Annotated in this window: 13 protein-coding genes; 1 reads left to right on the forward strand and 12 read right to left on the reverse strand. The window is 64.3% G+C overall.

From position 1 onward, the window contains the following. Nucleotides 1-35 precede the first annotated feature (35 nt). From iscX to trmJ, 9 genes are all read right to left on the reverse strand, one after another. Nucleotides 36-230, reverse strand: coding sequence for a Fe-S cluster assembly protein IscX (iscX, locus tag ACNKU3_RS10280; protein ID WP_418259367.1), 195 nt, complete (start codon nucleotides 228-230; stop codon nucleotides 36-38). 13 nt (nucleotides 231-243) lie between these two features. After that, nucleotides 244-582 carry an ISC system 2Fe-2S type ferredoxin gene (gene fdx, locus ACNKU3_RS10285; protein ID WP_418259368.1) on the reverse strand — a complete coding sequence of 113 codons (339 nt, stop codon included), beginning with the start codon at nucleotides 580-582 and terminating at the stop codon, nucleotides 244-246. Further along, nucleotides 579-2,471 carry a Fe-S protein assembly chaperone HscA gene (hscA, locus tag ACNKU3_RS10290; RefSeq protein ID WP_418259369.1) on the reverse strand — a complete coding sequence of 631 codons (1,893 nt, stop codon included), beginning with the start codon at nucleotides 2,469-2,471 and terminating at the stop codon, nucleotides 579-581. Before hscA ends, fdx begins: the two co-directional genes overlap by 4 nt. A gap of 35 nt (nucleotides 2,472-2,506) precedes the next feature. Then, entirely contained in the window at nucleotides 2,507-3,103 is a 597-nt protein-coding gene (gene hscB / locus ACNKU3_RS10295; protein ID WP_418259370.1) for a Fe-S protein assembly co-chaperone HscB, read from the reverse strand. Further along, nucleotides 3,079-3,402, reverse strand: a complete 324-nt coding sequence (iscA, locus tag ACNKU3_RS10300) for an iron-sulfur cluster assembly protein IscA (protein WP_418259371.1) — start codon at nucleotides 3,400-3,402, stop codon at nucleotides 3,079-3,081. The genes hscB and iscA overlap by 25 nt, the downstream gene beginning before the upstream one ends. Next, a complete protein-coding gene (iscU, locus tag ACNKU3_RS10305) occupies nucleotides 3,402-3,788 on the reverse strand; it encodes a Fe-S cluster assembly scaffold IscU (RefSeq protein WP_418259372.1) in 387 nt (128 codons plus the stop codon). The genes iscA and iscU overlap by 1 nt, the downstream gene beginning before the upstream one ends. Before the next feature lie 20 nt (nucleotides 3,789-3,808). Further along, the gene (locus ACNKU3_RS10310) at nucleotides 3,809-5,023 is read right to left on the reverse strand and encodes an IscS subfamily cysteine desulfurase (protein WP_418259373.1); all 1,215 of its coding nucleotides are present in this window, start codon (nucleotides 5,021-5,023) and stop codon (nucleotides 3,809-3,811) included. A 25-nt stretch (nucleotides 5,024-5,048) separates the two neighbouring features. Continuing rightward, nucleotides 5,049-5,522 carry a Fe-S cluster assembly transcriptional regulator IscR gene (gene iscR, locus ACNKU3_RS10315; protein WP_418259374.1) on the reverse strand — a complete coding sequence of 158 codons (474 nt, stop codon included), beginning with the start codon at nucleotides 5,520-5,522 and terminating at the stop codon, nucleotides 5,049-5,051. An 86-nt stretch (nucleotides 5,523-5,608) separates the two neighbouring features. Beyond that, nucleotides 5,609-6,361: a tRNA (cytosine(32)/uridine(32)-2'-O)-methyltransferase TrmJ gene (trmJ, locus tag ACNKU3_RS10320; RefSeq protein WP_418259375.1), complete on the reverse strand. Its 753-nt coding sequence runs from the start codon at nucleotides 6,359-6,361 to the stop codon at nucleotides 5,609-5,611. 96 nt (nucleotides 6,362-6,457) lie between these two features. Between trmJ and ACNKU3_RS10325 the strand changes: the two genes are divergently transcribed. After that, nucleotides 6,458-7,252: an inositol monophosphatase family protein gene (locus ACNKU3_RS10325; protein ID WP_418259376.1), complete on the forward strand. Its 795-nt coding sequence runs from the start codon at nucleotides 6,458-6,460 to the stop codon at nucleotides 7,250-7,252. 202 nt (nucleotides 7,253-7,454) lie between these two features. Here ACNKU3_RS10325 and ACNKU3_RS10330 read toward each other — a convergent pair whose 3' ends face one another. The 3 genes from ACNKU3_RS10330 to secD form a co-directional block, all read right to left on the reverse strand. Next, nucleotides 7,455-8,753 (reverse strand): NAD(P)/FAD-dependent oxidoreductase, encoded by a 1,299-nt coding sequence (locus ACNKU3_RS10330; RefSeq protein ID WP_418259377.1) that lies wholly within the window; start codon nucleotides 8,751-8,753, stop codon nucleotides 7,455-7,457. An 85-nt stretch (nucleotides 8,754-8,838) separates the two neighbouring features. Then, on the reverse strand, nucleotides 8,839-9,753 hold the full coding sequence (gene secF, locus ACNKU3_RS10335) for a protein translocase subunit SecF (RefSeq protein ID WP_418259378.1): 915 nt from the start codon (nucleotides 9,751-9,753) through the stop codon (nucleotides 8,839-8,841). Next, nucleotides 9,750-11,630 carry a protein translocase subunit SecD gene (secD, locus tag ACNKU3_RS10340; RefSeq protein WP_418259379.1) on the reverse strand — a complete coding sequence of 627 codons (1,881 nt, stop codon included), beginning with the start codon at nucleotides 11,628-11,630 and terminating at the stop codon, nucleotides 9,750-9,752. Before secD ends, secF begins: the two co-directional genes overlap by 4 nt. Nucleotides 11,631-11,661 lie beyond the last annotated feature (31 nt).

Genomic DNA, 11,661 nt, shown 5'->3' on the forward strand with positions numbered 1-11,661 from the left:
CGGAGGCGGCATTTCCGGCCCGCTGCCACCGCTGTTTATTCGGCTTCCTCGATCCAGGCCGCCTGGATCGCCTCGAGGATTTTCTCGCCGCAGTGATTGGGGTCGCCGTCGAAATCCGGCAGGGCGAGGATTTTATCCCGCAGGTCGACAAAATTGAGCGTCAGCGGGTCGGTATCGGGATAGGTGTCCGCCAGTTCGATGGCGATGTCGTTTACATCCGTCCAGCGCATGGGCAAGTTCCTCTCAGTGCCGCTCGGAGACCATGTTGATGGTATAGCGGGGAATCTCCACGACCAGGTCCTCGTCGGTGACGATCGCCTGGCAAGACAGGCGCGAATCCGGCTCCAGGCCCCAGGCCTTGTCCAGGTAATCGTCTTCCAGTTCGTCCGGCGGCTCCATCGAGTCGTAGCCTTCGCGCACGATCACGTGACAGGTGGTACAGGCGCAGGACATTTCACAGGCGTGCTCTATCTCGATACCGTTGCGCAACAGGGCCTTGCAGACGCTTTCACCGGCCTCGGCTTCCACCACGGCCCCCTCGGGACACAGGTTTTCATTGGGCAGGACGACAATCCGGGTCATTGGCCCACCTCCTTGTCGAGTGAATTGTCGAGCGAATCGAGACTGACGCCGGACAGGGCCTCGCGGATACTGCGGTCCATGCGCCGGGCGGCGAAGGCTTCGCTGGCGCGGCCCAGGGTATCCGTGGCGGCGCGTATCGCGGACAGGTCGTCACCGCCCAGCAGTCCGGCGAGCTGTTGCATCTGGCCGTGCAGGGCCTCGCATTCGTGGGCGCTGAGCAGTGCGCTGCCGTCGGCGGCCAGCGCGGCGTCGAGCCCCTGCAGCAACTGTTCCGCCTCCACCTTCTGCTCGGCCAGCTGCCGCGCCTGCTTGTCCTGTTCGGCGTGGCTGTAGGAGGCCTGCAGCATATCGGTCACCTCGTCCTCGCTCAGGCCGAAGGAGGGTTTCACGGTGACCCTGCTCTCCACGCCGGTGGTTTCCTCGCGGGCGGAGACCTGCAGCAGGCCGTCCGCGTCGACCTGGAAGGTCACGATGATCCGGGCGGCGCCGGCGACCATCGGCGGGATACCGTGCAGCTCGAAGCGCGCCAGCGAGCGCAGGTCGGAAACCAGCTCGCGCTCACCCTGGACGATGTGCAGGGCCAGGGCGGTCTGGCCGTCCTTGAAGGTGGTGAATTCCTGCGCCCGGGTCACCGGGATCGTGGTGTTGCGCGGAATGATTTTCTCGGCGAGCCCGCCCATCGTTTCCAGGCCCAGCGACAGGGGGATCACGTCCAGCAGCAGCAGGTCGCCGTCCGGCCGGTTGCCGATGAGGATGTCGGCCTGGATGGCGGCGCCGATCGCTACCACCTTGTCCGGGTCGATGTTGGCCAGCGGCTCGCGGCCGAAACTCTCGGCGACTGCCTCGCGTACCAGGGGCACCCGGGTGGAGCCACCCACCAGCACCACGCTATCGACCGCGTCGATGCCGGCGTCGCGCAGGCAGCGGCGACAGGCGCGCAGGGTGCGCTTGACCAGCGGCTGGATCAACAGCTCGAACTGCTCGCGGTCCAGCGTCACGGCTCCCACACCCGAGGCGATCGCGCCGAGGTCGATAGATACACGGGTGTCGCGGGAAAGTGCTTCCTTGGCACTGCGCGCCAGGGCCAGCAGGGCCCGGTAGGGACCACCGGCAAGATTGGCCAGGGAAGCCTGCTCCAGTACCCAGTGGGCAATGGCGGCATCGAAATCATCGCCGCCGAGGGCGGTATCGCCGCCGGTGGCGAGCACTTCGAACACGCCGCGGTGGAGGCGCAGGATGGAAATATCAAAGGTTCCGCCGCCGAGGTCGTAAACCGCGACCAGGCCCTCTTCCTGCGAATCCAGGCCATAGGCCACCGCTGCCGCGGTGGGCTCGTTGAGCAGGCGCAGCACCGGGATGCCGGCGAGCGTGGCCGCGTCCTTGGTCGCCTGGCGCTGGGCCTCATCGAAATAGGCGGGCACGGTAATCACCGCGCCCTCAATGTTGCCGCCCAGGCTCTCGCGGGCGCGCGCTTCCAGCACCCCAAGTATTGCCGCCGAGGCCTCGACCGGGCTGATCTCGCCGGCTGTGGTCACGAAACGCACCATGCCTTCGGTATTGTCGGCCAGGCGGTAATGGGAGCGCTCGGCCTCCTGCTCGGCATCGGCACGGCCGCGCCCCATGAAGCGCTTGACCGAGACCAGTGTGTCCGCCGGGTAGCGGTCCGCCTGTGCGCGGGCCTCGAGACCGACCAGCGGGCTTTCCGCGCTGGCGTAGCTCACCACCGAGGGCAGCATGAAATCGCCGGCCGCATCCAGCAGGACTTCCGCACGCCCGCCGCGCACGGTCGCCACCAGGGAATTGGTGGTACCGAGATCAATTCCCACGGCGCGCTTTACCTGGTGCGGCAGGGGTGATTGGCCGGGTTCAGCAATTTTCAACAGTGCCATTGCGGGTCCTGTCCGGTTAATGGGTTGTTCGGCATTCAGCCATCGAGCAGGTCAGCCTCGGCCTGCTCCGCCTCGCTCAGCAACTTGCCGAGGTACTGCATTTTCACACAGGCGCTGGCGGCGGCAGCGAGGTTGCCGGCCCCGTAGGCCGCCTCGAATTCGACCTGGTGCTGGCGGATATCCGCGCTTATCTCGTCCACCAGGTGCTCCAGCACCGGTTCGGGGTCGACCAGCCCCGGCAGGGACTCGAGTTTCTCCCGCAGCTCCATCTGCTCGATCAGGAAGCCGCCATCCACCTGTTGGGCGCTGACCTCCTCGGCACCCATGCCCGCCAGTTGCAGCAGGTACTCCGCGCGTTTTTGCGGCACCTTCAGCGTGGAATAGGCCTCGTTGACGAAGGACGAGTACTGGATGGCCAGGCGTCGTTCATGGGCCGCGGCGCTGGCAAAGCGGTCCGGGTGCAGGTCGCGCTGCAAATGCCGGTAGCGCTCGGCGAGCGCCCCGGCGTCAATACGGAACGCCGGCGCCAGTCCGAAGAGTTCGAAGTAGTTCTGTTTGAAGTCGGGAGACGGCATACCGATGAGGAAGGCCCGCGAGTGATCGCCGGTCAGACAGTGAAGCTCTCGCCGCAACCACACTCCCCGGTGACATTGGGGTTACGAAATTGCAGGCCCTCGTTGAGGCCTTCGCGGACGAAGTCCAGCTCGGTGCCCTCGAGGTACACCAGGCTCTTGGGGTCGATAAACAGCTTTACCCCGTGGTCCTCGAAGACCTGGTCCTCGGGGGACTCTTCATCGACGAACTCCAGCACATAGGCCATCCCCGAGCAGCCGGAGGTGGTTACGCCGAGGCGGATGCCCAGGCCCTTGCCGCGCCCCTCGAGCTGGGAGGCGATATGGCGGGCCGCCGATTCCGTGAGACTGATGCCCATCAGGTCTCACCCCGCTTGGCGCGGAGGTCCTTGATCGCGGCCTTGATGGCATCTTCGGCCAGCACGCTGCAGTGGATTTTCACCGGCGGCAAGGCCAGTTCCTCGGCGATGGCGGTATTCTTGATCTGCTCCGCCTCTTCCAGCTTCTTGCCCTTCACCCACTCGGTGAGCAGGGAGCTGGAGGCGATCGCCGAGCCGCAACCGTAGGTCTTGAACTTGGCATCCTCGATCACGCCCTCGTCGTTGACCTTGATCTGCAGGCGCATCACGTCGCCACAGGCGGGGGCGCCGACCATGCCGGTGCCGACGCTGTTGTCAGCGGCGTCCAGCTTGCCCACGTTGCGGGGGTTTTCGTAGTGGTCCAGTACTTTGTCACTGTATGCCATGATAATTCTCCTCTGCTTCTCTAGTGAGCAGCCCACTCGATGGTGTTGAGATCGACACCATCCTGATACATATCCCAAAGCGGCGACAGTTCGCGCAATTTGCCGACCGCGCCGCGCAGCTGTTCAATCGCCCTGTCGACGTCTTCCTCGGTGGTGAAGCGGCCGAAGCTGAAGCGCAGCGAGCTGTGCGCAAGCTCGTCGTTGAGCCCCAGTGCACGCAGCACGTAGGACGGCTCCAGGCTGGCGGAAGTACAGGCCGAACCACTGGAAATCGCCAGGTCCTTCAGCGACATGATCAGCGATTCGCCCTCGACGAAAGCGATACTGACGTTGATGGCACCGGGCAGGTGGTGCGCCATGTCGCCGTTGATGTGCACTTCCTCGATGTCCTTGATGCCGTTCCAGAAACGGTCGCGCAGGGCCTGCACACGCAGGGCCTCTTCGGCCATACCTTCGCGGGCAATGCGGGCCGCCTCGCCCATGCCGACGATCTGGTGCGTCGCCAGGGTGCCGGAGCGCATGCCGCGCTCGTGGCCGCCGCCGTGCATCTGCGCTTCCAGGCGGACCCGCGGCTTGCGCCGTACATAGAGCACACCGATGCCCTTGGGACCGTACATCTTGTGCGCCGACAGCGACATCAGGTCCACTTTCAGGGTCTCGAGGTCGATGGGTATCTTGCCCGCGCTCTGGGCGGCGTCGACGTGGAACAGGACACCGGCCGCACGGGTCACTTCGCCGATGCCGGCGATGTCATTGATCACGCCGATCTCGTTGTTGGCATGCATGATGCTGACCAGGATGGTGTCGTCGCGCAGCGCGGCTTTTACCATGTCGGCGGTGGTCAGGCCGTTTTCATCGGGATCAAGATAGGTGACCTCGAAGCCCTCGCGCTCGAGGTGCCGGCAGGTGTCCAGCACCGCCTTGTGCTCGATTTTCGAGGTGATGATGTGCTTGCCCTTCTTCTGGTAGAAGTGGGCGACCCCCTTGATCGCGAGGTTATCGGATTCGGTCGCGCCGGAGGTCCAGACGATTTCCCGCGGGTCGGCGCCGATCAGGTCCGCCACCTGGCGCCGGGCGTTCTCAACGGCTTCCTCCGCCTTCCAGCCGTACAGGTGGGAGCGGGAGGCCGGGTTGCCAAAGTTACCCTCGATCGTCAGGCACTCGACCATTTTCTCCACCACCCGCAGGTCTACCGGGGTGGTCGCCTGATAATCAAAATAAATCGGTTTCTGCATCTTCCAAACAACTCCGTTAACCGGATCAGGCCTCGCTCAACACCAGTGTGGTGGTATTGCCGCTGCGGGCATCCTGCCGGGCTGACACCTGCTGCACCTCACGGCGCTCCACCAGGTTGGCCAGGCTGATCTGGCTGAGAAAACTGTGAATCTGGTCGCTCAGGTCACACCACAGGTGATGGGTGAGGCAGACCTCGCCCTGCTGGCAGGTGCTGGTTCCGCCGCAGCCGGTGGCGTCGACAGCCTCATTGACCGCATCGACGATCTGCGCGACATAGATCTCGTCCAGGGCACGACTCAGGCAATAACCGCCACCGGGGCCGCGCACGCTGGTCACCAGGTCGTTGCGGCGCAACTTGGCGAACAGTTGCTCCAGGTAGGACAGGGAGATATCCTGCCGCCCCGAGATATCCGCCAGGCTGACGGGACCCTCGCCACCGTGCAGCGCGAGATCGAGCATCGCGGTCACCGCGTACCGCCCTTTGGTTGTCAGTCGCATACGTCCGACCCTGGTTAGTCCGTCAGCAAAGTATGCAATAACCTAGTGTTTTGGTCAACTATAAGACCTAGTAATTTGCTGGGTTTTTATCGCCCGGAACCCTGCTTGCCCCGCTCCACCCACTTCTGGGTTTCGGTCAGGATGCCGCGCAGGATATTCAGCTCCATCTCGTCCAGGCGGACCCTGGCATAGAGCCGGCGCAGGCGCGCCATCAACTGGCGCGGCGCCGCCGGATCGAGAAATTCGATGCCGACCAGGGTCTCTTCGAGGTGCTGGTAGAAACGCTCCATGTTCTCACGGGTGGCAAAGGGCGCATCCCATTCGGCATCCGCCTCCGCGGGCAGCTGCGGCGCCGCCTGGCGCATGCGCAGTTCGTAGGCCACCACCTGTACCGCCATGGCCAGGTTGAGCGAACTGTAATCTTCCGAGGTGGGAATATGCAGGTGCAGGTTGCACAGCTGCAGCTCCTCGTTGGTCAGGCCGCGGTCCTCGCGGCCGAACAGGATGGCGACCTGCTCGTTATCGGCGCGCTGGTCGATATGTTCGGCACAGGTGCGCGGATCGAGCACCGGCCAGGGGATGCGCCGGCCGCGGGCGCTGGTGCCGACCACGAACTGGCAGTCGGCAATGGCCTCGTCGAGGGTCGCGGTCACCACCGCGGATTCCAGCAGGTCACCCGCCGAAACCGCCCGCCATTCCGCCTCTTCGTGGGGAAATAGCCGCGGTTCGACCAGGTAAAGCCGCGACAGCCCCATGTTTTTCATGGCACGGGCAACAGCACCAATATTTCCCGGATGGGTGGTGTTTACCAGTACAATGCGGATATTGTCGAAATTCATGGCTACGCGGGCGTTTTCGGGGCGCGAAGTCTAGCAGATTTTTGCCGGCAGTTGCTCTATAATCGCGCGCCCCGTTGAAACCCCAGGAATACCGATATGGAACCGATGGTCACCATCGCACTGCGCGCCGCCCGCAAAGCGGGTGAAGCGATTGTCCGCGCCTCGGACAATCTCGAGCACGTCGACGTTCTCAGCAAGGACGTCAACGACTTCGTCAGCGAGGTGGACCTGGCGGCTGAAAAGGAGATTGTCTACCAGCTGCGCAAGGCCTATCCGAAACACGCCATCCTCGGCGAGGAGTCCGGGCTTACCGGTGACGAGGACGCCGAATACCGCTGGATCATCGATCCCCTCGACGGCACCACCAACTTCGTCCGCGGCATTCCCCACTACGCCATTTCCATCGCCTGCCTGCACAAGGGCAAGCTGGAGCACGCGGTGATCGTCGACCCGGTGCGCCGGGAGGAATTCACCGCGTCCCGGGGCCGCGGCGCCCAGCTCAACGGCCGCCGTATCCGGGTGAGCAAGCGACCCTCCCTCGACGGCGCCCTCCTCGGCACCGGCATTCCGTTCAAGAACCACTGCGACGACAAGCTCGAAGCCTATGCCAAATCGCTGGAATCCCTGGCCGGCCAGTGCGCCGGTATCCGCCGCGCGGGGGCGGCATCCCTGGACCTCGCCTATGTGGCAGCCGGGCGCTTCGACGGTTTCTGGGAAATCGGCCTGTCCGCCTGGGATATCGCCGCGGGGGCCCTGCTGGTGAAGGAAGCCGGTGGACTGGTGGCAGACGTGGACGCCAGTGAAAACTACCTCGACTCCGGCAATATCGTTGCCGGTAACCCGAAGGTCTTCAAGGCGGTGCTGCAGGTCACCAAGCCGCTCCTCGGCTAGTCCGTATATCGCCAGCAGTACGCCGCAGGGCCTCTCGGCTTGCGGCGCTTCCCCTGTCGGTTAGCCGACCATTCCATTGCTTCGCTGCCGGGCGCTGCATGTGTTGTCTTGCGTTAGTGGCAGTCTTTCGGTTGGCGGCCTTGAGGCCGCTGCATTGCCGCCGGGCCGCCACCCGACCAGAGCACAGCCAAAAACACCAAGGCTAGTGCAACTTGAGGCGCGGCCGGATCACCTTGTTGATGCTGTCGCTCAACATGCACAGGCCGGTGCGGAACCAGCCGTGCAGCGCCACCTGGTGCATGCGGTACAGCGAAACGTACATCACCCGGGCGATGCGCCCCTCGATTTTCATACTGCCGCTGGTCAGGTTGCCCATCAGGCTGCCGACGGTGGAATAGCGCGCCAGGTTGACCAGCGAGCCGTGGTCGACATAGCGGTAGTCCTGCAGTTCCTCGTCGCCGGCGATCTGCCGCAGGATGTTGCGATAGACATGGGTGGCCATCTGGTGCGCGGACTGGGCGCGCGGCGGTACGCGCTGGCCATCGGGCATGGTGCAGGCGGCGCAGTCGCCGATGGCGTAGACGAAATCGTCCTCGCTGGCCTGCAGTGTGGCGCGGACCAGCCACTGGTTGATGCGGTTGGTTTCCAGGCCGGCCATGTTGGCGAAATGGTCCGGCACCTTCACCCCCGCGGCCCAGACCAGCATGTCCGCCTCGATGACCTCGCCCTCGCGAGTCAGGAAGCGGCCGTGGTGGGCTTCGGCCACGGCGGTGTTGGTCATCACGTTCACCCCCAGTTGCACCAGTTCCTGGTGCGCAGCCCCCGCAATGCGCTCGGGCAGGGCCGGCAGGATGCGCGGCCCCGCCTCGACCAGGCTGATCTGTAACTGTTCCGGCCGGAGGCCCTCCAGGCCGTAGGCTTTCATAGCGGTAAAGGTGTTGTGCAGCTCCGCCGAGAGCTCGACCCCGGTCGCCCCGCCGCCGACAATCGCGACGCGGTAGACCGCGCCGTCCTCATCCTCGGCGCGCCGGTTGAGGCGCAGCAGGTCGTTGAGCAGCTTGGCGTGAAAGCGTTCCGCCTGGGCCGGGGCATCGAGGAAGAAGGCGTTCTCGCGGACGCCGGGCGTGCCGAAGTCGTTGGTCACGCTGCCCAGGGCCAGCACCAGGATGTCGTAGTGCAGGGTCCGGCGCGGCAATACCTCGATGCCGTCCTCGTCCAGCAGGGGGGCCAGGGTAACGGTTTTCGCCGTGCGGTCGACCGAGTTGAGGCTGCCGATCTTGAAGCGGAAGTGGTGGTTGTAGGCGTGCGCGCGGTAACTCAGCGCGTCGACGCCGGAATCCAGGCTGCCGCTGGCGACTTCGTGCAGCAGGGGCTTCCAGAGATGGGTATTGTTGCGGTCGACCAGGGTGATGGTTGCCCTCTTGCGACGCCCCAGCTTGCGACCCAGGCGGGTGGCCAGTTCAAGGCCTCCGGCACCGCCGCCGACAATCACTATGTCCATGCCTATCTACCTGGCTTGTGGGGGAAGGCTGGCGAAACTCGCCAGCCAGGTTACAGGGTGGGCAGGGTAAATCCGACCCCTGCGATCAGGGGGTGTCCTGCTCCAGGTCCGCGCCTTCCTTCACCGGAATCATCAGGTCTTCCTTGCTCACCTTCATCATCATCAGGATATTCGCCGCGACATAGATGGAGGAGTAGGTACCGATGCCGACACCGACCAGCAGCGCCATGGCGAAGCCGTGGATCATTTCACCGCCAAAATAGGCCAGTGCGAGCAGCACGAAAATGGTTGTCAGCGAGGTCAGCAGGGTCCGCTCGAGGGTTTCGGTGAGCGAGAGGTTGATGATCTCCTCCGGGTTCATGGCCCGCACCTTGCGGAAGTTCTCCCGAATCCTGTCCGCCACCACAATCGTGTCGTTCAGCGAGTAACCGATCACCGCGAGTACCGCCGCCAGCACCGTCAGGTCAAACTCTGCCTGGGTGATGGAGAAAAAACCCAGCACGATGATGACGTCGTGGATCAGGGCCAGCACCGCACCTACCGCGAATTTGAACTGGAAGCGGAAGGCGATATAAAGCATGACCAGGCCGAGCGCGACCAGCATCGCCAACCCGCCCTGCTCGCGCAGTTCGTCACCCACCTGCGGACCGACAAACTCGATTCGGCGCAGTTCAACCTCGCCCTCGTAGTGAGCCTGCAGCTTTTCCAGCAGGCGTCCGCCCTCCTTGTCGGAGTAACCCTGGGGCAGGCGGATCAGGACGTCCTGGTCAGTACCGAAACTGACCACCACGGCGCCCTCGTAGCCCTCGGATTCCAGGGCTGAACGCACTGCACCGAGGTCGGCGCTATCGTCGTAGTGAATTTCCACCAGGGTGCCGCCGGTAAAATCCAGCCCCCAGTTCAGTTGTTTGGTCGCCAGGGAGAACAGCGAGCCCAGCAGCAGCACGACGGAAAACAGCGTGGCCAGCTTGCGCTGCCCCATGAAGTTGATCACTTTCACGACAGGCGCCCTCCGATGGACAGTTTCTCGACACGGCGGCCACCGTAGATGAGGTTGATAATGGCGCGGCTGCCCATGATCGCGGTAAACATGGAGAAGACGATGCCCAGGGAAAGCGTCACCGCGAAGCCTTTCACCGGACCGGTGCCGATGGCATAGAGAATCACCGCGACGATCAGGGTGGTGATGTTGGCGTCGAGAATGGTCGACAGGGCCTGCTCATAGCCGGAATGGATCGCCATCTGCGGCGATTTTCGCGCCCGTAGCTCCTCCCGTATTCGCGAGAAGATCAGCACGTTGGCGTCAACCGCCATGCCCACGGTCAGCACGATACCGGCAATGCCCGGCAGGGTCAGGGTGGCGCCGATGAGCGACATCGCCGCCAGCAGCAGGATCAGGTTGCCCGCCAGCGCGATCACTGCCGCGACACCGAACACCCGGTAGTAGACGATCATGAACACCACCACCATGGCGAGGCCGATCTGCACCGACTTGACACCGAGACGGATGTTTTCCGCACCCAGCGACGGTCCCACTGTGCGCTCCTCGACGAAACTGATCGGCGCCGCCAGGGCGCCCGCGCGCAGCATCAGGGCCAGTTCCGAGGCCTCGATCGGACTGTCCAGGCCAGTGATCTGGAATTGGGCGCCGAGGGCGGACTGGATGGTGGGCGCAGTCAGCAGCTTTTTCTCGTCGTAGGGAATCTTGACCGCGATTTCCGAGCCGTCGGCCTGCTGCTCGTAGCGGGTGCGGTACTTGCGCTCGATGAACAGCACACCCATGCGCCGCTTGATATTGTTGCGGGTGGCGCGGGACATCATGGTGCCGCCCTCGCTGTCGAGGTAGATCATGACGTTGGGCCGGCCATTCTGGTCGAAGCTGGCCTGGGCGTTCGCCACCCGCTCACCGGTGATAATGACATCGCGCTCCAGCCACTCGCTCATACCGGCGCGGTCGGGGCTGCGGTAGTCGAAGCGCTGCTTTTCGGACTCGGAAGCATCGAGGCTCGCCACCAGGCGGAATTCGAGGTTCGCCACCTTGCCGAGAATCCGCTTCGCCTCCGCCGTGTCCTGGATACCGGCCAGTTCGACCACGATGCGGTTGGCGCCCTGGCGCTGTACCAGGGGTTCGGAGACGCCCAGTTCATTGACCCGGTTGCGCAGGGTGGTCAGGTTCTGGCTCACCGCGTACTCGGCGATCTCCTTGCGGGTCGCCTCGGACATGGCGGCGTAGATCTTCCAGGTATCGCCGCTCTCCTCGCGGTCGAGCACCAGTTCCGGGTGGGCATCGGCAATGGCGGCGCGGGCCTGCTCACGCAGGTCCTCGGTGCGGAAACGCCCCTCCAGGCGGCCCTGGTCGTCGAGGCCGACGAAACCGCGAACCCGCGCCTCGCGCAGGGCCTTCTTGGTGGAATTGACGTAGAACTCCATACGCCGCTCGATGGCCGCGTCGACGTCCACCTCGAGCATGAAATGCACGCCGCCGCGCAAATCCAGGCCGAGGCGCATGGGCTGCGCGCCGATATCCCGGAGCCACTGGGGGGTGGTCGGCGCCAGGTTCAGGGCCACGATGAAGCCATCACCCAGCGCCCGCGAGACTCGCGCCTGCGCCTGCAACTGCTTGTCGGCATCGCGCAGGCGAACCAGCGCGGTGCGCCCCCGTTCATCAATGGTCTCACCGAAATATTCGATGCCGGCGGTGTCGAGCGCCCCGAGCGCCCGGTCGAGAATAGCCTGGTCTACCCCTTGGGCGCTGCTTTCGCCCGTAATCTGCAGTGCCGGGTCGGGTTCATAGATGTTGGGCGCGGCGTAGAGAATACCGAAGACCAGTACAAACAGTACCAGCAGGTATTTCCACAGGGGGTACTTGTTCAGCATGTAGCGTGCTCACGGTTGTGCCGGGGCTGCG

The sequence above is a fragment of the Haliea sp. E17 genome, assembly GCF_048323675.1.
In the GTDB taxonomy this organism is placed as follows: domain Bacteria; phylum Pseudomonadota; class Gammaproteobacteria; order Pseudomonadales; family Halieaceae; genus Mangrovimicrobium.